The sequence below is a fragment of the Carnobacterium pleistocenium FTR1 genome, assembly GCF_000744285.1.
Lineage (GTDB): Bacteria > Bacillota > Bacilli > Lactobacillales > Carnobacteriaceae > Carnobacterium_B > Carnobacterium_B pleistocenium.
Genome location: NZ_JQLQ01000002.1, coordinates 2,444,014 through 2,468,899, shown reverse-complemented (window position 1 = coordinate 2,468,899; position 24,886 = coordinate 2,444,014). Strand labels below are relative to the sequence as shown.

Sequence of the window (24,886 nt, the reverse complement as noted above, 5' to 3'; positions counted from 1 at the left end):
TAAATAAGATAAAGCATCAATTATATTAAAATACAGAATAGAACTTAAAAAGTTTGTTTGTAGAAGGAGGGCACAATGAAAAAAGGACTCTTTAAAAATGGGTTCTTCTATGCGATCGTTTTCTTAGTCATTATAGGAATTGTAACTTGGGCGACAGGTGGAGACTCAGGAGAAAATAATACAACTCTTTCAGCTAGTGAATTCGTAACGCAACTAGAAGATAATAAGATAAAATCATTCACGATTCAGCCTAACGCTGGAGTGTATCAAATTACGGGCGAGTACCGTGAAGAACAACCTGCAGAGGAGAGTTCTAGTCAAGGTGTCGATATTTTTGGTACGACGGAAACAACAAGTACAACATTTACAACAGCCATATTACAGAATGATTCATCAGTACAAGAAATAACAGCCTTAGCAGATGAAAGTAATATTGTATACACACCTCAACAAGAAGAAACAACAGGTATTTGGGTTACATTATTGATCTCAGTATTGCCTCTAGTTATTTTTGTGTTCTTCATCTACATGATGATGGGACAAAGTGGTCAAGGTGGTGCTGGTCAAGGCGGACGTGGCGTGATGAACTTTGGTAAATCAAAAGCTAAAGAAGCTGATAGTAAAGCGAGCAAAGTTCGATTCTCTGATGTGGCAGGAGCTGATGAAGAGAAAGAAGAACTTGTTGAAGTAGTTGAATTTTTGAAAGATCCTAGACGTTTTGCAGCTTTAGGAGCACGTATTCCAGCAGGTGTCTTGTTAGAAGGACCTCCAGGAACGGGTAAAACGTTGCTAGCTAAAGCCGTTGCTGGTGAAGCAGGAGTGCCGTTCTTCTCAATTTCTGGTTCAGAATTTGTTGAAATGTTTGTTGGGGTCGGAGCAAGTCGTGTACGTGACTTGTTTGAAAATGCTAAAAAAACAGCACCGGCTATTATTTTTATTGATGAAATCGATGCTGTTGGTCGTCAACGTGGCGCAGGAATGGGCGGCGGACATGACGAACGTGAGCAAACATTGAATCAATTGTTAGTAGAAATGGATGGTTTCTCAGGAAATGAAGGAGTTATTGTCATTGCTGCTACAAACCGTTCTGATGTATTAGATCCGGCATTATTGCGTCCAGGTCGTTTTGACCGTCAGATTTTAGTAGGACACCCTGATGTTAAGGGCCGTGAAGCTATCTTAAAAGTTCACGCTAAAAACAAACCTCTAGCGTCTGACGTTGACCTTGCAGTTGTTGCAAGACAAACTCCAGGTTTTTCTGGAGCAGATTTAGAAAATGTGCTAAACGAAGCAGCTCTAGTAGCAGCTCGCCGCAACAAGAAAGAAATAGATGCATTAGATCTTGATGAAGCTCAAGACCGTGTCATTGCTGGTCCAGCTAAAAAAGATCGTGTTATTAGTAAGACAGAACGTGCAATGGTTGCTTACCATGAATCTGGACATACAATTGTCGGAATGGTTCTGAATGATGCACGTATCGTTCACAAAGTTACGATCGTCCCTCGTGGAAAAGCAGGCGGATACGCGATCATGCTTCCTAAAGAAGATCGTTTCTTAATGACTAAAAAAGAAATGTCTGAACAAATTGTAGGATTACTTGGTGGACGTGTGGCTGAAGAGATGGTATTTAACTCTCAATCATCTGGAGCAAGTAATGACTTCCAACAAGCGACTCAATTAGCTCGAAGTATGGTTACGGAATATGGTATGAGTGATAAATTAGGTCCTGTTCAATATGAAGGAAATCATCAAGTATTTGTAGGGCGTGATTATGGTCAAACAAAAGCTTATTCTGAACAAATTGCTTATGAAATTGATCAAGAAGTGCGTAGTATTATTGTGGAAGCTCACACTGAAGCTCGCAAAATCTTAGAGCAATATAAAGATGAACACAAATTAATTGCTGAAAAATTACTTGAGATTGAAACATTAGACGAACGTACTATTAAGAGTTTATTTGAAACAGGCGAAATGCCTGTAGCTCCGGATAATACGAAAGAAGAATTTCCGCATGAAGCAGAAGGTGCTACTTTTGAAGAAGCAAAAAAAGCTCGTGAGGCTAAAGAAGCTGAACGTCTAAAAAAGGAACAAGAAGCATTAGAAGAAAGTAGACATGCTGTTAAAGACGAAGATATCGTGGAAGAAGTCAAAAAAGAATTAGGTACTGACGATGATCTAAATCTAGATCATAATGATGAAGATAAATCTAGTGATAATTCTTCAAGTGACGACGATTCTTCAAAACGTTCGTAATCGATTAAATAAAAATTGGAAGAGGAATGCGACATTGTTGCGTTCCTCTTTTGGATTTGATTGGGAAATAATAAATTATTAAAGGGGATAAACAAATGTCAGATTATTTATTAAAAAGTATTTGTTATGATGGACAAGTACGTGTATATACAATTGATGCGACCGAAACAGTCAGAGAAGCGCAACAGAGGCATGATACTTGGAGTTCTTCTTCAGCAGCTTTAGGCCGTACAATGGTTGGAGCGTTGTTGCTTGGAGCAACTTTAAAAGGTGAAGAAAAAATCACTGTTAAAGTTGAAGGAAATGGTCCAGTTGGGCACATTGTTGTAGATAGTAATGGAAAAGGTGAAGTAAAAGGTTATATTGCCAATCCGAATGTAAGTCTACCGCCAAATGATTTGGGTAAAATTGATGTTCGCGGAGCAGTTGGGACACAAGGAAGTTTGACCGTAACAAAAGATCTTGGAATGAAATCTACTTTTTCAGGTCAGGTTCCGCTAGTAAGTGGAGAATTGGGCGAAGATTTCACTTATTACATGGCAAATTCTGAGCAAACTCCCGCTGCCTTTGGGTTAAGTGTTTTAATAGACACAGATGATTCTATCAAAACAGCTGGAGGATTTATGATCCAAGTAATGCCAGGTGCGACAGATGAAACAATCACTAATTTGGAACAAAGCATTGCGTCTATTCCTATGGTTTCTCAATTAATGGAAAACGGAGAAAAACCTGAAGAAATACTTGAACGGTTAGTAGGAAAAGGAAATGCTAAGATTTTAGAAAAAATGCCGGTATCATTTGAATGTGATTGTTCTAAAGATCGTTTTTCTAGAGCTATCATTGCGCTAGGTTCAAAAGAAATCGATGATATGATCACTGAGGATCAAGGGGCGGAGGCTGTTTGTCATTTTTGTGGCAATAACTACCAATACAGTGTTGAAGAATTAGAAGCTTTAAAAGAAGGTTCAACTAATTAGTTGAAAAAAAGCGTTAGGAAGCAGGCGAAAAGTCAGCTGTCTAACGCTTTTTTTATTTATTATTTAATAGATAGTGTAGGTGGTTTAATAGAAAAAGGATTAAAACGTTGTACTTGATATTGTAAGCGATAAACTTTAAACTAAAAAGATAAGGAATTTAATTTTAGGAGGTAACTTAATATGGTGAAAGTAGTTCATTCGGTAACGGATTTAATCGGAGAAACGCCTATTATTCGTTTAACAAAAGTTGTTCCTGCAGATGCAGCCGAGGTTTATGTAAAATTGGAATCATTTAATGTAGGTGGAAGTACGAAAGATCGTGTGGCTTTAAATATGATCGAAGTAGCAGAACAAGAAGGTAAATTAAAACTAGGCGACACGATCATAGAACCAACAAGTGGAAATACTGGTGTTGGTCTAGCGATGATTGCAGCAGCAAAAGGCTACAAAGCCATTTTTGTGATGCCTGATACGATGAGTATGGAGCGTAGGAAATTATTGAAAGCTTATGGTGCGGAACTCATTTTAACGCCAGGAGCAGGTGGAATACCAGCTTCAATTCAAAAAGCGAGAGAACTTGCAGAAAGCAAAGGCTATTTCATGCCAATGCAATTTGAAAATATCGCTAATCCAGCAGTACATGCTGCTACTACCGGTCCAGAAATATTAGAAGCTTTTGGAAATGTCGTTCCGGATGCATTTGTTTCTGCAATAGGTACAGGTGGAACAATAACGGGAGTTGGCCAAGTTTTGAAAAAAGCTAATCCTTCTGTTAAAATTTATGGCTTAGAACCGACTGAATCGCCGGTTTTAAGTGGTGGAGCTAAAGGACCTCATAAAATTCAAGGTATTGGTACAGGATTTGTACCTAAAGTGCTAGATACAATCATTTATGATGAAATTATACAAGTTTCTAGTGAAGAAGCCTTTGAGATGACTCGTCGTCTGGCTGTAGAAGAAGGCTTGTTAGTTGGTATTTCTTCAGGAGCTGCAATCAAAGGAGCCATTGAAGTAGCTAAAAAGTTAGGACAAGGAAAAAAAGTTATCACGATAGCAGCAGATAATGGGGAACGTTATTTATCAACAAATGTATTTCCATATGTAGACTAATGAGAATAAGACAGAAGGTTGAGACGATAAGTCCCAACCTTTTTTCGGTTCTTCTTTAACTAGCTTGTGAACTGTGTTAATATACAAATTATAAAATTCCCACAGGAAATATAACTGAGTTAGTTACGCTCTAAATAAGAAAGAAAAATAAAAAAGGTGGGAAATGCATAAGGATATTTGTAATTTCCTTGCTTTTTTGGCGTTATGTTGGCATTATTAAGAGTGATGATTAGAGCACGAATGAAGCTATAAAAGAAATGGAGCGGAAATAATGAGCCACGAAGAATTAAACCATGAAGAATTAAATGATCAATTAATTGTCCGCCGAGAAAAGTTGGATGCTTTACGTGAACGTAATGTTGATCCGTTTGGCAGTCGTTTCGAGAGAACGCATCTATCAACGGAACTACACGAAACATATGATGAATTTACTAAAGAAGAAATAGCAGGAAAAGAAGAAACAGCAACTGTTGCAGGTCGTATTATGACTAAACGCGGTAAAGGAAAAGTTGGATTTGCTCATTTGCAAGACCGTAAAGGACAAATTCAAATTTACGTACGAAAAGATGCTGTTGGCGAAGAAGATTACGCTACTTTCAAAAATGCTGATTTAGGAGACTTTATTGGTGTTTCTGGAATAATTATGAAAACTGATACGGGTGAAGTAACTATTAAGCCAACTTCAGTTACCCAATTATCAAAAGCCTTACGTCCGTTACCGGATAAATATCATGGTTTGACAAATGTTGAACAACGTTACCGCCAAAGATATTTGGATTTGATCAGTAACCGAGAAAGTTTTGATCGTTTTACAAAACGTAGTCAAATTATCCGAGAAGTTCGTAACTATTTAAATGAACAAGATTATCTAGAAGTAGAGACACCAACGTTGCATAATTTAGCTGGTGGAGCTGCGGCACGTCCTTTTACTACACACCATAACACGCTAGATATGGAATTGTATTTGCGTATCGCGCTTGAATTGCATTTGAAACGTTTGATTGTTGGTGGCATGGAAAAAGTTTACGAAATTGGACGCGTTTTCCGTAATGAAGGAGTAGACACAACTCATAATCCGGAATTTACAATGTTAGAAGCTTATACAGCGTATACTGATTTTGAAGATGTGATGGATTTAGTTGAAGGATTGATTCGAACTGTTGCGCAACGTGTGTTGGGTACGGGAAAAATCACTTATAATGAGCAGTCTGTAGACTTAGAATCTCCATGGAAACGACAACACATGGTCGATGCCATAAAAGAGCACTCTGGTGTAGACTTTTGGCAACAAATGACGAATGAAGAAGCACGTGCATTAGCTAAAGCACATGATGTTCCTGTAACAGAACACAGTCAATTTGGTCATGTAGTGAATGAATTCTTTGAAAAATTTGTGGAAGATAAATTGATTCAACCGACATTTATTTATGGACATCCTTTGGAAATTTCACCATTAGCTAAGAAAAATGTAGAAGACCCTCGTTTTACAGATCGGTTTGAAGCATTTATCGTAGGAAATGAGTATGGCAATGCTTTTAGTGAGTTGAATGATCCAATTGACCAACGAAATCGTTTTGAAGCACAAATGAAAGAGCGTGCTTTAGGAAATGAAGAAGCTCATATGATCGATGAAGATTTTATTGAATCTTTAGAGTATGGCATGCCTCCAACAGGTGGTTTAGGAATAGGAATTGATCGGTTAGTTATGTTGCTGACTGATGCGCAATCAATTCGAGACGTATTATTATTCCCAACTATGCGTAATCAATAATTAAAAATAAAAAAGCAACCTCCCAAGAGGTTGCTTTTTTACTTTGGATGTAAAATAGTTTAAAATAAAGTGATAAAGAGTAGATTTTACAGTATAGATTAAAGGAACTTAAAACAAGGAGGTACCTGATGAAAGAGAAAACAAAATTTATCAATTATTTAGGTGGCACAAATATTCTTTTTACCCTACTTATTCTTATAATGTTAGGGATACTAATTTATATTTATAATGCAATTGTTTTTATTTTTGAGCCGTTAAAAGTTATTTTTTCGACTTTGGTTGCGCCAATGATTTTAGCTTTTATTTTTTATTACCTGTTAAACCCGACTGTGGATTGGATGGAACGACATAAAATAAAACGAATTTGGGGAGTTGCCATCTTATTTATCGCTATTATTGGTATTATAGCAGGTTTAGTAGCTTTAGCGTTTCAGCCTATCCAAGAACAAGTGACAAGTTTGGTTGATAATTTTCCATCTTATGTTGATTCAATTGGAACAACTGTTTTAAGTTGGGTAGAGGGCACGGCACTTGAAAATTCAGCAAGTAATCTTGTGGAATGGTTAAATAGTTGGGTGAGCAATATACCAAGTCTAGCCGTTGACTATTTTGATACCGCCATAAGTGGACTGACAAGTATCTTTTCCACTGTATCAAATATTTTAGTAGTAATAGTGACGTTTCCAATTATTGCCTTCTTTTTATTGAAAGATGATGAGAAATTTTTCAGCTATGCAGTTAAAATTATCCCACCAAAATTTAGAAAAGATACAAAAAACATTTTCGCAACAATCAATAATCAAGTAGGATCTTATATCAAAGGGCAATTAATGATTTCACTTTCTTTAGGGATCATGATGTTCATAGGTTTTTCTATAATCGGCTTAGATTATTCGGCCATACTATCTATAGTAGTAATGTTTACAAGTATCATTCCGTTTGTAGGAGCTGCACTTGCTATGATACCGGCATTAATAGTAGCATTAATTACTTCATGGTTTATGGTCCTCAAATTACTGATTGTTTGGGGAGTCGTGCAGTTTGTTGATGGGAACGTAGTTGAACCTAATATCATGGGTAAAAACTTAAACGTCCATCCTTTAACAATTATTATTGTCTTACTTGTTTTAGGAGATTTACTTGGTTTCGTCGGCTTAATATTAGGGGTACCAATCTATGCTATTTCAAGAGTTTTAATAACGTTTGTATTTCGGAAATTCAAACAACGTTATAACAAATATTACGGTGATGAAGCAGGGAATTATGAAAATGCTGAATTTACACCAGATAAATACCAAGAAAAAGATTAAGTTTGTTTATTTAAGGTGAATAAATTGAACGATACTTATAAGGCACTAATAGAAAAGATCTGTAACCTGTGACGGCACATAATCGTCAAGGTACAGATCTTTTTTAATAAGTTTAGCTATGGATAAATTTAATAGCTTGTTTAAAATTGGTAATATTATAATTAAAAAATTTAAAAAGGATAAATATGTAAAAAAATGCAATTTCATTCATATTGAACGTTTTTAGAAATTGCGGTCGATTCATTCGCTATTCAATAAAAAACAACACTTTTGAGTAAGGGAGGAACAAAAAAAGTTCGTCTATTAAATTTCTTTTATATTTTTAACCGAAAGTTATTGACGATACTCTGAATCCCTGTTATATTAATACATGTCGCTGAGACAGGTTGAAACAAACCGACACAGCGACAAAGAAAAAATAAAAAAGTTGTTGACAGACGGTTTGAGACATGATATTATATATAAGTTGTCACAAACAAACAACACACTTTAGACCTTTGAAAACTAAACAAAGTAAAACGAACAAAATGTGAGGGTGACTTAGCAGTGCTAAGTCAACAGTAACAAAATTAGTGAATAATTATTCGCTAGCAATTCAATAATGAGCTTCAAGCATCATTTTATATGAGAGTTTGATCCTGGCTCAGGACGAACGCTGGCGGCATGCCTAATACATGCAAGTCGAACGCTTTGATTTCACCGGGTGCTTGCACCCACCGAAGTCAAGGAGTGGCGGACGGGTGAGTAACACGTGGGTAACCTGCCCATAAGAGGGGGATAACATTCGGAAACGGATGCTAATACCGCATATTTCTAAACGTCACATGACGAATAGAAGAAAGGTGGCTTCGGCTACCGCTTATGGATGGACCCGCGGCGTATTAGCTAGTTGGTGAGGTAATGGCTCACCAAGGCGATGATACGTAGCCGACCTGAGAGGGTGATCGGCCACACTGGGACTGAGACACGGCCCAGACTCCTACGGGAGGCAGCAGTAGGGAATCTTCCGCAATGGACGAAAGTCTGACGGAGCAATGCCGCGTGAGTGAAGAAGGTTTTCGGATCGTAAAACTCTGTTGTTAGAGAAGAACAAGGATGAGAGTAACTGCTCATCCCCTGACGGTATCTAACCAGAAAGCCACGGCTAACTACGTGCCAGCAGCCGCGGTAATACGTAGGTGGCAAGCGTTGTCCGGATTTATTGGGCGTAAAGCGAGCGCAGGCGGTTCTTTAAGTCTGATGTGAAAGCCCCCGGCTCAACCGGGGAAGGTCATTGGAAACTGGGGAACTTGAGTGCAGAAGAGGAGAGTGGAATTCCACGTGTAGCGGTGAAATGCGTAGATATGTGGAGGAACACCAGTGGCGAAGGCGACTCTCTGGTCTGTAACTGACGCTGAGGCTCGAAAGCGTGGGGAGCAAACAGGATTAGATACCCTGGTAGTCCACGCCGTAAACGATGAGTGCTAAGTGTTGGAGGGTTTCCGCCCTTCAGTGCTGCAGCTAACGCATTAAGCACTCCGCCTGGGGAGTACGACCGCAAGGTTGAAACTCAAAGGAATTGACGGGGACCCGCACAAGCGGTGGAGCATGTGGTTTAATTCGAAGCAACGCGAAGAACCTTACCAGGTCTTGACATCCTTTGACCACCCTAGAGATAGGGCTTTCCCTTCGGGGACAAAGTGACAGGTGGTGCATGGTTGTCGTCAGCTCGTGTCGTGAGATGTTGGGTTAAGTCCCGCAACGAGCGCAACCCCTATTATTAGTTGCCAGCATTCAGTTGGGCACTCTAGTGAGACTGCCGGTGATAAACCGGAGGAAGGTGGGGATGACGTCAAATCATCATGCCCCTTATGACCTGGGCTACACACGTGCTACAATGGATGGTACAACGAGTCGCAAGGTCGCGAGGCCAAGCTAATCTCTTAAAGCCATTCTCAGTTCGGATTGCAGGCTGCAACTCGCCTGCATGAAGCCGGAATCGCTAGTAATCGCGGATCAGCACGCCGCGGTGAATACGTTCCCGGGTCTTGTACACACCGCCCGTCACACCACGAGAGTTTGTAACACCCGAAGTCGGTGAGGTAACCCTTTTGGGAGCCAGCCGCCTAAGGTGGGACAGATAATTGGGGTGAAGTCGTAACAAGGTAGCCGTATCGGAAGGTGCGGCTGGATCACCTCCTTTCTAAGGAATATAACGGAAACCCACACATTCGTCTTTACTTTGTTTAGTTTTGAGAGGTCTAATCTTCTCAAACGCTTGAATTTAAAAATTGTTCTTTGAAAACTGGATAAAGTTAAAAATCGTAATTAAGTAAGAAACCAGAAACACACCGAAAAGTTTTAAAAAAATAAGTTTTTTAAGGTTCTCATCGAAAGATGAGTATTAAACATTAACGATTAACCATAGGTTAAGTTAATAAGGGCGCACGGTGAATGCCTTGGCACTAGGAGCCGATGAAGGACGGGACTAACGCCGATATGCTTTGGGGAGCTGTAAGTGAGCTTTGATCCAAAGATTTCCGAATGGGGGAACCCAGCATCTTTGATAGGATGTTACTGCTGACTGAATACATAGGTCAGTAGAGGTAGACGCAGAGAACTGAAACATCTAAGTACCTGCAGGAAGAGAAAGAAAAATCGATTCCCTGAGTAGCGGCGAGCGAAACGGGAATAGCCCAAACCAGAAAGCTTGCTTTCTGGGGTTGTAGGACTGAACATATAGAGTCATAAATGAAGTTGGTAGGAGAAGCGATCTGGAAAGGTCTGCCGAAGAAGGTAAAAGCCCTGTAACCGAAACCAATTTCACTCTGATCAGTATCCTGAGTACGGCGGAACACGAGAAATTCCGTCGGAATCCGGGAGGACCATCTCCCAAGGCTAAATACTCCCTAGTGACCGATAGTGAACCAGTACCGTGAGGGAAAGGTGAAAAGAACCTCGGAAGAGGAGTGAAATAGCCCCTGAAACCGTGTGCCTACAAATAGTTAAAGCCCGTTAATGGGTGATAGCGTGCCTTTTGTAGAATGAACCGGCGAGTTACGATCACATGCGAGGTTAAGTTGATGAGACGGAGCCGTAGCGAAAGCGAGTCTGAATAGGGCGAATGAGTATGTGGTCGTAGACCCGAAACCAAGTGATCTACCCATGTCCAGGTTGAAGGTGCGGTAATACGCACTGGAGGACCGAACCCACGTATGTTGAAAAATGCGGGGATGAGGTGTGGGTAGCGGAGAAATTCCAATCGAACTTGGAGATAGCTGGTTCTCTCCGAAATAGCTTTAGGGCTAGCCTCGGAATTAGAATCATGGAGGTAGAGCAACTGTTTGGACTAGGGGCCCTTCTAGGGTTACCGAATTCAGATAAACTCCGAATGCCATTGATTTATATCCGGGAGTCAGACTGCGAGTGATAAGATCCGTAGTCGAAAGGGAAACAGCCCAGACCACCAGCTAAGGTCCCAAAGTTTATGTTAAGTGGAAAAGGATGTGGAGTTGCTTAGACAACTAGGATGTTGGCTCAGAAGCAGCCATCATTTAAAGAGTGCGTAATAGCTCACTAGTCGAGTGACCCTGCGCCGAAAATTTACCGGGGCTAAACATAACACCGAAGCTGTGGATAGAACCATTGGTTCTATGGTAGGAGAGCGTTCTAAGGGCGTTGAAGCTAGATCGTGAGGACTAGTGGAGCGCTTAGAAGTGAGAATGCCGGTATGAGTAGCGAAAGACGGGTGAGAATCCCGTCCACCGAATGACTAAGGTTTCCTGGGGAAGGCTCGTCCTCCCAGGGTTAGTCGGGACCTAAGTCGAGGCCGAATGGCGTAGACGATGGACAACAGGTTGAGATTCCTGTACCAGTTTGTTTTGTTTGAACAATGGAGGGACACAGTAGGCTAAGGAATACGTGCTGTTGGATATGCACGTCCAAGCAACAAGTTTTGAAGTGAGTCAAATGCTTGCTTCTTTAAGAACAAGTTGTGATGGGGAGGGAAATTAAGTACCGAAGTTCCCGATGTCACACTGTCAAGAAAAGCTTCTAGTTAGAAACAAACTGCCCGTACCGCAAACCGACACAGGTAGTCGAGGAGAGAATCCTAAGGTGTGCGAGAGAACTCTCGTTAAGGAACTCGGCAAAATGACCCCGTAACTTCGGGAGAAGGGGTGCTGACCAATTGGTCAGCCGCAGTGAATAGGCCCAGGCGACTGTTTATCAAAAACACAGGTCTCTGCAAAATCGTAAGATGACGTATAGGGGCTGACGCCTGCCCGGTGCTGGAAGGTTAAGAGGAAGGGTTAGCTCTCGGGCGAAGCTCAGAATTGAAGCCCCAGTAAACGGCGGCCGTAACTATAACGGTCCTAAGGTAGCGAAATTCCTTGTCGGGTAAGTTCCGACCCGCACGAAAGGCGTAACGATCTGGGCACTGTCTCAACGAGAGACTCGGTGAAATTATAGTACCTGTGAAGATGCAGGTTACCCGCGACAGGACGGAAAGACCCCATGGAGCTTTACTGCAGTTTGATATTGAGTGTTTGTACAGCTTGTACAGGATAGGTAGGAGCCAATGAAGCCAGGACGCCAGTCTTGGTGGAGGCGTTGGTGGGATACTACCCTTGCTGTATGACCACTCTAACCCACAGCCCTTATCGGGCTGGGAGACAGTGTCTGACGGGCAGTTTGACTGGGGCGGTCGCCTCCTAAAGTGTAACGGAGGCGCCCAAAGGTTCCCTCAGAATGGTTGGAAATCATTCGCAGAGTGTAAAGGCATAAGGGAGCTTGACTGCGAGACCTACAAGTCGAGCAGGGACGAAAGTCGGGCTTAGTGATCCGGTGGTTCCGTATGGAAGGGCCATCGCTCAACGGATAAAAGCTACCCTGGGGATAACAGGCTTATCTCCCCCAAGAGTCCACATCGACGGGGAGGTTTGGCACCTCGATGTCGGCTCATCGCATCCTGGGGCTGTAGTCGGTCCCAAGGGTTGGGCTGTTCGCCCATTAAAGCGGTACGCGAGCTGGGTTCAGAACGTCGTGAGACAGTTCGGTCCCTATCCGTCGCGGGCGTAGGAAATTTGAGAGGAGCTGTCCTTAGTACGAGAGGACCGGGATGGACACACCTCTGGTGTACCAGTTGTTCTGCCAAGGGCATTGCTGGGTAGCTATGTGTGGACGGGATAAACGCTGAAAGCATCTAAGCGTGAAGCCCCCCTCAAGATGAGATTTCCCATCACGTAAGTGAGTAAGACCCCTGAGAGATGATCAGGTTGATAGGTTGGAAGTGGAAGTATAGCGATATATGGAGCGGACCAATACTAATCGGTCGAGGACTTAACCAAAGAAATAACCGGTGTACGACGGATTCAGAACAAAAACGATTTTTACCTTATCCAGTTTTGAGAGAACAATGTTCTCTGATTGAAATTGTGTGGTGATGATGGCAAGAAGGTCACACCTGTTCCCATGCCGAACACAGAAGTTAAGCTTCTTAGCGCCGATGGTAGTGAAGGGTTTCCCTTTGTGAGAGTAGGACGTTGCCACGCAACTAGAAAGACATCATCTTCGGATGGTGTCTTTTTTTTGTGATCAATTTAAAGCAGCTAACTAAAACCAAAAATTATAGATCCTTCTCAAGAAGCACTTATTTGGAATGACAAAGTTTGATAAAACAATTAAAAAAACGCTTGCATAAAAAAGAATGTCGTGTTATATTGATTTCAATAAAGGATTGTTACTGCTTCGGCAGGCAAAACCTAAATTGATTCGAAATAGCTCTAATCCATTAGTGATAGAGTATTTGGAATGAGTTTAGGTTTTTAATTTTCTATAAGGTGAAAGTTGGTGAGCAAAGCGATAAAATGAGAATAGAAAAAGTATTGAATAATAATGTTGTAATTACTTTAACTGATACTAAGGAAGAAATGGTAGTAATGGGAAGAGGAATTGCTTTTCAACGTAAAGTTGGCGATACGATTGAAGTCAAAAAAATAGAAAAAACTTTTGTACCAGAAGGAAATGAAGGTATTGAAACTTTTTCCACTTTGTTTAAAGAAATCAAACCAGAAATTATAGAAATAGCGACAGATACGATCAAGTATGCTCAAGCTATTTTAAAAACTAAACTAAGCAATAATATTTATTTAACCTTAACAGATCACTTGAATTATGCAATAAAACGAACAGGTGAAGGAATCGAAATAAAAAACCCTTTAACTTGGGAAATAAAAAAATTTTATAAGCCAGAATATGAAATTGGATTAAAAACGTTAGAAACTATAAAAGCCAAATTCGGTGTACTAATGAGCGAAGATGAGGCAGCATCTATAGCCTTACATATTGTGAATGCTAAACAAGATGGGCAAGAAATAGGAATCACAGTTAAAATGACGGAAATTGTACAAGATATTTTAACAATTGTGAGATTGCAATTTGGTATTGTTTTTAATGAAGATTCCTTTAACTACTCTCGTTTTGTGACTCATCTGCAATATTTTGCACGTAGAATGCTTGAACATGAGGACAAAAGCTCGAATGATGACTTTTTGTTCGAACAGGTCAAAATAAAATACCCAAAAGCTTTCGAATGCAGCAATAAAATCAATAACTATCTTAAAAATAAGCACCACACGTTATTAGCGAAAGATGAACAGGTCTACTTAGCGATTCATATCCAACGAGTGACGAGTGAAAAAATTAAATAATCACACATCAATGATGGATTGTTACTGTGTAAACGGGCAAAACCTAAGTTGATAGCTAGTATGTATCTAATAAAGATGCGTCATGCTATCGATTTAGGTTTTTCTTTTTAAAAAAATAAAAGAGAGAAGGACTTATCATGAAGTATGAAGCATTGGCTAAATCAATTATAGAAAACGTTGGTGGTACTGAAAATATTAATAACTTAACACATTGCGTTACTCGTTTACGTTTTAAGCTAAAAGATGAAAGTAGAGCAAATACAGACGTATTAAAGAAAACGGATGGAATTGTAACCGTAATCAAAAGTGGAGGACAGTATCAAGTTGTTATTGGAAACCATGTTCCAGATGTTTATCAAGAAGTAATGGCAGTAGGAAATTTAAATACTTTAGACGAGTCTGATTCACAAGACTCAGAAAAGACAAGTATCTTTAATAAATTTATTGATTTGATTTCTGGAATTTTTGCACCAACTTTAGGAACTTTAGCAGCTACTGGGATGATCAAAGGATTTAATGCGCTATTTGTAGCTTTTGGATGGTTAACAGTTGAATCGGGTACGTATCAAATATTAAATGCCATCGGAGATTCACTATTTTATTTCTTCCCCATTTTCTTAGCTCTTACAGCCAGTAAAAAATTGAATGTGAATCAATTTACGGCAATGGCTATTGGAGCATCATTGGTTTATCCAACCTTAACTGGTATAACAGCAGGAGAACCGCTATACACATTATTTGCTGGAACATTAATTGAGTCACCAGTTTTTATTGAATTTTTAGGAATACCGCTTATTTTGATGACGTATTCTTCTTCAGTTATTCCAATCATTCTATCTATTATATTGGCTTCAAAAGTAGAAAAAGGTTTGAAGAAATTCATTCCAGATGTTGTTAAAACATTTTTAGTTCCCTTCTTTACACTGTTAGTAGTTGTCCCGCTAACTTTTATCATTATTGGCCCTATTGCAACCTGGGCAGGTAGTTTGGTAGGAGCAGGAACGTTAGCTGTTTATAACTTAAGTCCAGTTGTTGCTGGCTTGATCATCGGTGGATTTTGGCAAATCTTCGTTATGTTTGGATTACACTGGGGTCTAATTCCAGTAGCACTTAATAATTTAGCTGTTTATGGAAGTGATCCTGTTGTAGCTATGTCTTTTGCAGCTTCATTTGCACAAACAGGTGCGATTATTGCAGTAATGTTGAAAACAAAAGAGAAAAAAGTTAAATCATTGAGCATTCCTTCTATTATTTCCGGTATATTTGGAGTGACTGAACCGGCTATTTATGGAATCAGTTTACCACTTAAAAAACCATTCATCATGAGTTGTATTGCTGGGGCGATTGGTGGGGCAGCCATTGGGTTGATTGATGCTAAAATATTTATGGTCGGTGGATTAGGAGTTTTTGGAATCACAAACTTTTTGAATCCGGCTGGTGGAAATAACGGTTCAGTGTTAGGAGTTATCGCTATCATTATCGCTTCAACTATCCTTGGTTTTGTATTAACGTATATTGTCGGATTCGGTAAATTATATGAAGACGATGTAGTTGTCGCAGAAACATCTAAGGATGGCGTAATTGAGTCAGGTAATGAAGTTTATATTGGAAAAGATGTTATTGAAAGTCCGTTAAAAGGATCTATTATACCCCTTTCTAATGTGCGAGATGAAGCTTTTTCTTCTGGAGCAATGGGAAAAGGTCTTGCTATTGATCCCGTGGAAGGAAAAGTAGTTTCACCAGTTAATGGAGTCATTACAATGTTGTTCCCTACAGCACATGCAATTGGGATAACTTCAGATGAGGGTACAGAAATTTTGATTCATATCGGTATGGATACTGTTCAATTGGATGGAGAAGGATTTGTTCCACACGTTAAACAAGGAGATAAAGTAACAAAAGGTCAATTGTTGATTGAATTTGATATTGAAAAAATTAAAAATGCAGGTTATAGCATCATTACGCCAATTGTTATTACAAATTCACAAAATTATCTAGATGTCATTACAACAGAAAAAACAACGATTGCTTCAACAGAGCAATTGATGACTATAGTGATATAAAATTAGAAAATGAGGTAATGAGATGAAGAAAATTGAAGGTTTTCCAAAAGGATTTTTATGGGGTGGGGCAACTGCAGCTAACCAGTTTGAAGGAGCATATAACGAGGGAGGAAAAGGCCTTTCAACTGCAGACATGGTTAGATTCATTCCTAAAGAAGAACGTGGAGGAGGATTTTCGTTAGATGTTTCGCGTAACGAAATTGAGGAAATTTTAGCAGGAAACGTAGATGCTGTTTTCCCGAAACGTTTTGGGGTTGATTTCTATCATCATTATAAAGAGGACATTGCTTTACTTGCTGAAATGGGATTTAAAGTGTTCAGGTTATCTCTTAACTGGGCACGTATCTTCCCTAATGGAGATGATGCTACACCGAATGAAGCGGGATTAGCTTTTTATGATAATGTATTTGATGAATGTTTGAAATACGGTATTGAACCGTTAGTAACCTTATCTCATTATGAAACACCACTGAACCTGACATTGAAGTATAATGGATGGGCTGATCGTAAAGTTATTGACATCTTTGTTCAGTATGCTGAAACAGTCTTCACGCGTTATCAAAATAAGGTTAAATATTGGCTAACATTTAATGAAATCAACATTATCACACTAAGTCCTTATACAGGAGGCGGAGTGTTAGTAGAAGATGCAGAAAATCCATTGGAGTTGTCTTATCAAGCGGGACATCATCAATTTGTAGCTAGTGCATTGGCTACAAAAATTGGACATGAAATTAATCCAGAATTTAAAATAGGGTGTATGCTAGCTCGTATGACAACTTATCCTGAAACCAACAACCCGAAAGATGTCTTAAAAGCTCAAGAGGAAAACCAATTGAACTTATTCTTCACAGACGTTCAAGCGCGTGGCGAGTATCCTACTTATATGGATCGTTACTTTCATGAAAAGAAGATTAACATTTATAAGGAACGCGGAGATGATGAGATTTTGAAAGCTTATCCCGTTGATTTTATTTCTTTCAGTTATTATATGTCCAGTACGACTAGTTCGAAACCGTTAGAAAATCAGGTTAATGGCAACTTTATGGGAGGAATAAAAAATACCTATCTAGAAACCTCCGATTGGGGCTGGCAAATTGATCCCATCGGATTAAGATGGACGCTGAATGATTTTTATGATCGGTACCAACTGCCCTTATTCATTGTTGAAAATGGTCTAGGAGCATATGATGCAGTAGAAGAAGATGGAAGTATTCATGATGATTATCGGATCGACTATTTGCAAAAGCATATTGAACAAATGAAAGAAGCAATTAAAGATGGCGTAGATTTAATGGGTTACACAAGCTGGGGAGCAATCGATTTAGTTAGTGCTTCTACTTCAGAAATGTCTAAACGCTATGGGTATGTTTACGTTGATCAAGATGACGAAGGAAAGGGTACTTTAAATCGCTCAAGAAAAGACTCGTTCTTCTGGTATAAAAAAGTCATAGAAACGAATGGAACAGATTTAAGTAAGTAAAGTTAGGTGGGCAAAGGAATATCCATGAAACGGATGTGGTATTCCTTGCAACTGCTTTCAATAATTGGAAAATAGCATGTTATACTTAATGTAACGAAAAAAATAATGCGAATAAGTGAAAATAATTAAGCAATATGAAGGAGAAGATCACTTTGACAGTAGACCAATTTCCAAAAGATTTTTTGTGGGGCGGAGCAGTTGCTGCGAACCAATTAGAAGGTGCTTATAATGAAGACGGCAAGGGATTAACTGTACAAGATGTAACGCCACATGGCGGATTTGGTCCGATAACTGAAGTACCTACAGAAGATAATATGAAACTTGTAGGAATTGATTTTTATCATCGCTACAAAGAGGATGTTAAGTTATTTGCAGAAATGGGATTTAAAACCTTTCGTACATCAATTGCCTGGTCGCGTATCTTTCCTAATGGAGACGAAACAGAACCAAATGAAGCTGGACTGAAATTTTACGATGATTTATTCGATGAATTGCTTAAATACAATATCGAACCGTTAGTAACGCTTTCTCATTATGAAACGCCACTTCATTTAGCCAAAGAATACGATGGCTGGGTCAACCGTAAAATGATTGGATTTTATGAAAATTATGTCCGTACTGTCTTTACACGTTACAAAGGAAAAGTGAAATATTGGTTGACCTTCAATGAAATCAATTCAATTATACATGCACCGTTCATGAGTGGTGGAATAGCTACTGCTCCAGAAAAGCTGACTCAAAAAGATTTGTACCAGGCTGTCCATCACGAGTTAGTAGCAAGTGCTTCAGCTACGAAAATTGGACATAAAATTATGCCAGAAGCACAAATTGGTTGTATGGTTTTAGCTATGCCAACTTATCCATTGACATCTCATCCAGATGATATTATTGCTGTTATGGAGGCCGAGCGCAAAAATTACTTCTTCTCCGATGTACATGTTCGAGGCACTTATCCAGGCTACATGAAGAGATTTTTCCGTGAAAATGCTATCGAGTTAGATTATGGTCCAGAAGACGAAGAACTATTAAAAAATACAGTTGATTTTATTTCATTCAGTTATTATATGAGTTCTACTGAAACCGCTGATGAAAGCAAAAGAGAAAAAGGCAAGGGAAATATTTTGGGCGGCATATCTAATCCTTATTTAGAAGCTTCTGAATGGGGATGGCAAATTGATCCTAAAGGACTACGTATTGTATTAAATAGCTTTTGGGATAGATATCAAAAACCATTGTTCATTGTCGAAAATGGATTAGGGGCAAATGATGAGTTGATTACCGATGAAAATGGCAATAAAACAGTTAATGATGATTACCGTATCAAATATCTAAATGATCATCTAGTACAGGTTGGAGAGGCACTTAAAGATGGTGTCCAAGTTATGGGATATACAACTTGGGGCTGTATCGATTTAGTTAGTGCTTCAACAGCTGAGTTAAAGAAACGTTACGGGTTCATTTATGTTGATCGTCATGATGATGGTTCAGGAACGTTAGAACGGTATAAAAAGGAAAGCTTCTTCTGGTATAAAAAAGTTATTGAAACAAATGGAACAAGTCTTAGCGAAAAATAAAAAGATCCCTGCAAGGTTTTAAACTTGTAGGGATTTTTTTATGTATATAATATAAAATAAAAGTATAAATATGTAAAATAGTATAAAATGATATTTCCCTTATAATTAGTAGAAAAACGATACTATTATTCGTTTTTTTTAGCGATTTTAAAGAGAATAGAATCTGATTTAATGTTGAATGTTCTGGTTTGAAAAATAAATCGAATTTATTCTAGAAAAACATTGACGAATGTTGGTTTCACTGGTATATTTGTAAATGTCGTTGAGACAGGTTGAAACAAACCGGTATACAACACAAAGAAAAATTTTGAAAAGTTGTTGACAGACGATTTGAGACATGATATTATATATAAGTTGTCACAAACAAACAACACACTTTAGACCTTTGAAAACTAAACAAAGTAAAACGAACAAAATGTGAGGGTGACTTAGCAGTGCTAAGTCAACAGTAACAAAATTAGTGAATAATTATTCGCTAGCAATTCAATAATGAGCTTCAAGCATCATTTTATATGAGAGTTTGATCCTGGCTCAGGACGAACGCTGGCGGCATGCCTAATACATGCAAGTCGAACGCTTTGATTTCACCGGGTGCTTGCACCCACCGAAGTCAAGGAGTGGCGGACGGGTGAGTAACACGTGGGTAACCTGCCCATAAGAGGGGGATAACATTCGGAAACGGATGCTAATACCGCATATTTCTAAACGTCACATGACGAATAGAAGAAAGGTGGCTTCGGCTACCGCTTATGGATGGACCCGCGGCGTATTAGCTAGTTGGTGAGGTAATGGCTCACCAAGGCGATGATACGTAGCCGACCTGAGAGGGTGATCGGCCACACTGGGACTGAGACACGGCCCAGACTCCTACGGGAGGCAGCAGTAGGGAATCTTCCGCAATGGACGAAAGTCTGACGGAGCAATGCCGCGTGAGTGAAGAAGGTTTTCGGATCGTAAAACTCTGTTGTTAGAGAAGAACAAGGATGAGAGTAACTGCTCATCCCCTGACGGTATCTAACCAGAAAGCCACGGCTAACTACGTGCCAGCAGCCGCGGTAATACGTAGGTGGCAAGCGTTGTCCGGATTTATTGGGCGTAAAGCGAGCGCAGGCGGTTCTTTAAGTCTGATGTGAAAGCCCCCGGCTCAACCGGGGAAGGTCATTGGAAACTGGGGAACTTGAGTGCAGAAGAGGAGAGTGGAATTCCACGTGTAGCGGTGAAATGCGTAGATATGTGGAGGAACACCAGTGGCGAAGGCGACTCTCTGGTCTGTAACTGACGCTGAGGCTCGAAAGCGTGGGGAGCAAACAGGATTAGATACCCTGGTAGTCCACGCCGTAAACGATGAGTGCTAAGTGTTGGAGGGTTTCCGCCCTTCAGTGCTGCAGCTAACGCATTAAGCACTCCGCCTGGGGAGTACGACCGCAAGGTTGAAACTCAAAGGAATTGACGGGGACCCGCACAAGCGGTGGAGCATGTGGTTTAATTCGAAGCAACGCGAAGAACCTTACCAGGTCTTGACATCCTTTGACCACCCTAGAGATAGGGCTTTCCCTTCGGGGACAAAGTGACAGGTGGTGCATGGTTGTCGTCAGCTCGTGTCGTGAGATGTTGGGTTAAGTCCCGCAACGAGCGCAACCCCTATTATTAGTTGCCAGCATTCAGTTGGGCACTCTAGTGAGACTGCCGGTGATAAACCGGAGGAAGGTGGGGATGACGTCAAATCATCATGCCCCTTATGACCTGGGCTACACACGTGCTACAATGGATGGTACAACGAGTCGCAAGGTCGCGAGGCCAAGCTAATCTCTTAAAGCCATTCTCAGTTCGGATTGCAGGCTGCAACTCGCCTGCATGAAGCCGGAATCGCTAGTAATCGCGGATCAGCACGCCGCGGTGAATACGTTCCCGGGTCTTGTACACACCGCCCGTCACACCACGAGAGTTTGTAACACCCGAAGTCGGTGAGGTAACCCTTTTGGGAGCCAGCCGCCTAAGGTGGGACAGATAATTGGGGTGAAGTCGTAACAAGGTAGCCGTATCGGAAGGTGCGGCTGGATCACCTCCTTTCTAAGGAATATAACGGAAACCCACACATTCGTCTTTACTTTGTTTAGTTTTGAGAGGTCTAATCTTCTCAAAAAAAAGCTTTACTGAAATGCCTAATACGTTGGGCCTATAGCTCAGCTGGTTAGAGCGCACGCCTGATAAGCGTGAGGTCGATGGTTCGAGTCCATTTAGGCCCACTTTTCATTTTTGAAAAATAACATGAAATATTAGTTCCCGGGGCCTTAGCTCAGCTGGGAGAGCGCCTGCCTTGCACGCAGGAGGTCAGCGGTTCGATCCCGCTAGGCTCCATTGCAACTTTAGTTGCGAAAAGAATTGTTCTTTGAAAACTGGATAAAGTTAAAAATCGTAATTAAGTAAGAAACCAGAAACACACCGAAAATTTTTAAAAAATAAGTTTTTTAAGGTTCTCATCGAAAGATGAGTATTAAACATTAACGATTAACCATAGGTTAAGTTAATAAGGGCGCACGGTGAATGCCTTGGCACTAGGAGCCGATGAAGGACGGGACTAACGCCGATATGCTTTGGGGAGCTGTAAGTGAGCTTTGATCCAAAGATTTCCGAATGGGGGAACCCAGCATCTTTGATAGGATGTTACTGCTGACTGAATACATAGGTCAGTAGAGGTAGACGCAGAGAACTGAAACATCTAAGTACCTGCAGGAAGAGAAAGAAAAATCGATTCCCTGAGTAGCGGCGAGCGAAACGGGAATAGCCCAAACCAGAAAGCTTGCTTTCTGGGGTTGTAGGACTGAACATATAGAGTCATAAATGAAGTTGGTAGGAGAAGCGACCTGGAAAGGTCTGCCGAAGAAGGTAAAAGCCCTGTAACCGAAACCAATTTCACTCTGATCAGTATCCTGAGTACGGCGGAACACGAGAAATTCCGTCGGAATCCGGGAGGACCATCTCCCAAGGCTAAATACTCCCTAGTGACCGATAGTGAACCAGTACCGTGAGGGAAAGGTGAAAAGAACCTCGGAAGAGGAGTGAAATAGCCCCTGAAACCGTGTGCCTACAAATAGTTAAAGCCCGTTAATGGGTGATAGCGTGCCTTTTGTAGAATGAACCGGCGAGTTACGATCACATGCGAGGTTAAGTTGATGAGACGGAGCCGTAGCGAAAGCGAGTCTGAATAGGGCGAATGAGTATGTGGTCGTAGACCCGAAACCAAGTGATCTACCCATGTCCAGGTTGAAGGTGCGGTAATACGCACTGGAGGACCGAACCCACGTATGTTGAAAAATGCGGGGATGAGGTGTGGGTAGCGGAGAAATTCCAATCGAACTTGGAGATAGCTGGTTCTCTCCGAAATAGCTTTAGGGCTAGCCTCGGAATTAGAATCATGGAGGTAGAGCAACTGTTTGGACTAGGGGCCCTTCTAGGGTTACCGAATTCAGATAAACTCCGAATGCCATTGATTTATATCCGGGAGTCAGACTGCGAGTGATAAGATCCGTAGTCGAAAGGGAAACAGCCCAGACCACCAGCTAAGGTCCCAAAGTTTATGTTAAGTGGAAAAGGATGTGGAGTTGCTTAGACAACTAGGATGTTGGCTCAGAAGCAGCCATCATTTAAAGAGTGCGTAATAGCTCACTAGTCGAGTGACCCTGCGCCGAAAATTTACCGGGGCTAAACATAACACCGAAGCTGTGGATAGAACCATTGGTTCTATGGTAGGAGAGCGTTCTAAGGGCGTTGAAGCTAGATCGTGAGGACTAGTGGAGCGCTTAGAAGTGAGAATGCCGGTATGAGTAGCGAAAGACGGGTGAGAATCCCGTCCACCGAATGACTAAGGTTTCCTGGGGAAGGCTCGTCCTCCCAGGGTTAGTCGGGACCTAAGTCGAGGCCGAATGGCGTAGACGATGGACAACAGGTTGAGATTCCTGTACCAGTTTGTTTTGTTTGAACAATGGAGGGACACAGTAGGCTAAGGAATACGTGCTGTTGGATATGCACGTCCAAGCAACAAGTTTTGAAGTGAGTCAAATGCTTGCTTCTTTAAGAACAAGTTGTGATGGGGAGGGAAATTAAGTACCGAAGTTCCCGATGTCACACTGTCAAGAAAAGCTTCTAGTTAGAAACAAACTGCCCGTACCGCAAACCGACACAGGTAGTCGAGGAGAGAATCCTAAGGTGTGCGAGAGAACTCTCGTTAAGGAACTCGGCAAAATGACCCCGTAACTTCGGGAGAAGGGGTGCTGACCAATTGGTCAGCCGCAGTGAATAGGCCCAGGCGACTGTTTATCAAAAACACAGGTCTCTGCAAAATCGTAAGATGACGTATAGGGGCTGACGCCTGCCCGGTGCTGGAAGGTTAAGAGGAAGGGTTAGCTCTCGGGCGAAGCTCAGAATTGAAGCCCCAGTAAACGGCGGCCGTAACTATAACGGTCCTAAGGTAGCGAAATTCCTTGTCGGGTAAGTTCCGACCCGCACGAAAGGCGTAACGATCTGGGCACTGTCTCAACGAGAGACTCGGTGAAATTATAGTACCTGTGAAGATGCAGGTTACCCGCGACAGGACGGAAAGACCCCATGGAGCTTTACTGCAGTTTGATATTGAGTGTTTGTACAGCTTGTACAGGATAGGTAGGAGCCAATGAAGCCAGGACGCCAGTCTTGGTGGAGGCGTTGGTGGGATACTACCCTTGCTGTATGACCACTCTAACCCACAGCCCTTATCGGGCTGGGAGACAGTGTCTGACGGGCAGTTTGACTGGGGCGGTCGCCTCCTAAAGTGTAACGGAGGCGCCCAAAGGTTCCCTCAGAATGGTTGGAAATCATTCGCAGAGTGTAAAGGCATAAGGGAGCTTGACTGCGAGACCTACAAGTCGAGCAGGGACGAAAGTCGGGCTTAGTGATCCGGTGGTTCCGTATGGAAGGGCCATCGCTCAACGGATAAAAGCTACCCTGGGGATAACAGGCTTATCTCCCCCAAGAGTCCACATCGACGGGGAGGTTTGGCACCTCGATGTCGGCTCATCGCATCCTGGGGCTGTAGTCGGTCCCAAGGGTTGGGCTGTTCGCCCATTAAAGCGGTACGCGAGCTGGGTTCAGAACGTCGTGAGACAGTTCGGTCCCTATCCGTCGCGGGCGTAGGAAATTTGAGAGGAGCTGTCCTTAGTACGAGAGGACCGGGATGGACACACCTCTGGTGTACCAGTTGTTCTGCCAAGGGCATTGCTGGGTAGCTATGTGTGGACGGGATAAACGCTGAAAGCATCTAAGCGTGAAGCCCCCCTCAAGATGAGATTTCCCATCACGTAAGTGAGTAAGACCCCTGAGAGATGATCAGGTTGATAGGTTGGAAGTGGAAGTATAGCGATATATGGAGCGGACCAATACTAATCGGTCGAGGACTTAACCAAAGAAATAACCGGTGTACGACGGATTCAGAACAAAAACGATTTTTACCTTATCCAGTTTTGAGAGAACAATGTTCTCTGATTGAAATTGTGTGGTGATGATGGCAAGAAGGTCACACCTGTTCCCATGCCGAACACAGAAGTTAAGCTTCTTAGCGCCGATGGTAGTGAAGGGTTTCCCTTTGTGAGAGTAGGACGTTGCCACGCAAATTCAATTGTTT

The 24,886-nt window shown here is 41.3% G+C and carries 9 protein-coding genes, 2 tRNA genes and 6 rRNA genes; all 17 read left to right on the top strand.

Annotated features, from left to right (window positions below; translation table 11 throughout):
* Positions 1-75 precede the first annotated feature (75 nt).
* The 17 genes from ftsH (at position 76) to rrf (BP17_RS11990) (ending at position 24,872) form a co-directional block, all read left to right on the top strand.
* Positions 76-2,253, top strand: a complete 2,178-nt coding sequence (gene ftsH, locus BP17_RS12070; RefSeq protein WP_035054701.1) for an ATP-dependent zinc metalloprotease FtsH — start codon at positions 76-78, stop codon at positions 2,251-2,253.
* Between the two features lie 95 nt (positions 2,254-2,348).
* Entirely contained in the window at positions 2,349-3,230 is an 882-nt protein-coding gene (gene hslO / locus BP17_RS12065) for an Hsp33 family molecular chaperone HslO (protein ID WP_035054699.1), read from the top strand.
* Positions 3,231-3,410: 180 nt separating this feature from the next.
* Positions 3,411-4,340, top strand: coding sequence for a cysteine synthase A (gene cysK, locus BP17_RS12060; protein WP_035054697.1), 930 nt, complete (start codon positions 3,411-3,413; stop codon positions 4,338-4,340).
* A 271-nt stretch (positions 4,341-4,611) separates the two neighbouring features.
* A complete protein-coding gene (gene lysS, locus BP17_RS12055) occupies positions 4,612-6,111 on the top strand; it encodes a lysine--tRNA ligase (protein ID WP_035054695.1) in 1,500 nt (499 codons plus the stop codon).
* Positions 6,112-6,239: 128 nt separating this feature from the next.
* Complete coding sequence (locus BP17_RS12050; protein WP_084676393.1) at positions 6,240-7,421, top strand: AI-2E family transporter; 1,182 nt, start codon at positions 6,240-6,242, stop codon at positions 7,419-7,421.
* Between the two features lie 620 nt (positions 7,422-8,041).
* Positions 8,042-9,603, top strand: a 16S ribosomal RNA gene (locus BP17_RS12045).
* A 224-nt stretch (positions 9,604-9,827) separates the two neighbouring features.
* Positions 9,828-12,748 (top strand): 23S ribosomal RNA (locus BP17_RS12040).
* Positions 12,749-12,836: 88 nt separating this feature from the next.
* A 5S ribosomal RNA gene (gene rrf / locus BP17_RS12035) occupies positions 12,837-12,952 on the top strand.
* The 16S, 23S and 5S rRNA genes sit together here, the layout of an rRNA operon.
* 315 nt (positions 12,953-13,267) lie before the next feature.
* The gene (gene licT, locus BP17_RS12030; RefSeq protein WP_035055493.1) at positions 13,268-14,110 is read left to right on the top strand and encodes a BglG family transcription antiterminator LicT; all 843 of its coding nucleotides are present in this window, start codon (positions 13,268-13,270) and stop codon (positions 14,108-14,110) included.
* A 137-nt stretch (positions 14,111-14,247) separates the two neighbouring features.
* A complete protein-coding gene (locus BP17_RS12025) occupies positions 14,248-16,173 on the top strand; it encodes a beta-glucoside-specific PTS transporter subunit IIABC (protein ID WP_035054692.1) in 1,926 nt (641 codons plus the stop codon).
* A gap of 22 nt (positions 16,174-16,195) precedes the next feature.
* Positions 16,196-17,656, top strand: coding sequence for a 6-phospho-beta-glucosidase (ascB, locus tag BP17_RS12020; RefSeq protein ID WP_035054690.1), 1,461 nt, complete (start codon positions 16,196-16,198; stop codon positions 17,654-17,656).
* Positions 17,657-17,790: 134 nt separating this feature from the next.
* The gene (locus BP17_RS12015) at positions 17,791-19,230 is read left to right on the top strand and encodes a glycoside hydrolase family 1 protein (RefSeq protein WP_156956037.1); all 1,440 of its coding nucleotides are present in this window, start codon (positions 17,791-17,793) and stop codon (positions 19,228-19,230) included.
* Positions 19,231-19,738: 508 nt separating this feature from the next.
* Positions 19,739-21,300 (top strand): 16S ribosomal RNA (locus tag BP17_RS12010).
* A 102-nt stretch (positions 21,301-21,402) separates the two neighbouring features.
* Positions 21,403-21,476 (top strand) — tRNA-Ile (locus tag BP17_RS12005).
* A gap of 39 nt (positions 21,477-21,515) precedes the next feature.
* Positions 21,516-21,588: transfer RNA gene (locus BP17_RS12000), tRNA-Ala, on the top strand.
* Positions 21,589-21,747: 159 nt separating this feature from the next.
* Positions 21,748-24,668: ribosomal RNA gene (locus BP17_RS11995) — 23S ribosomal RNA — on the top strand.
* 88 nt (positions 24,669-24,756) lie between these two features.
* A 5S ribosomal RNA gene (gene rrf, locus BP17_RS11990) occupies positions 24,757-24,872 on the top strand.
* The last annotated feature ends 14 nt before the right edge of the window (positions 24,873-24,886 follow it).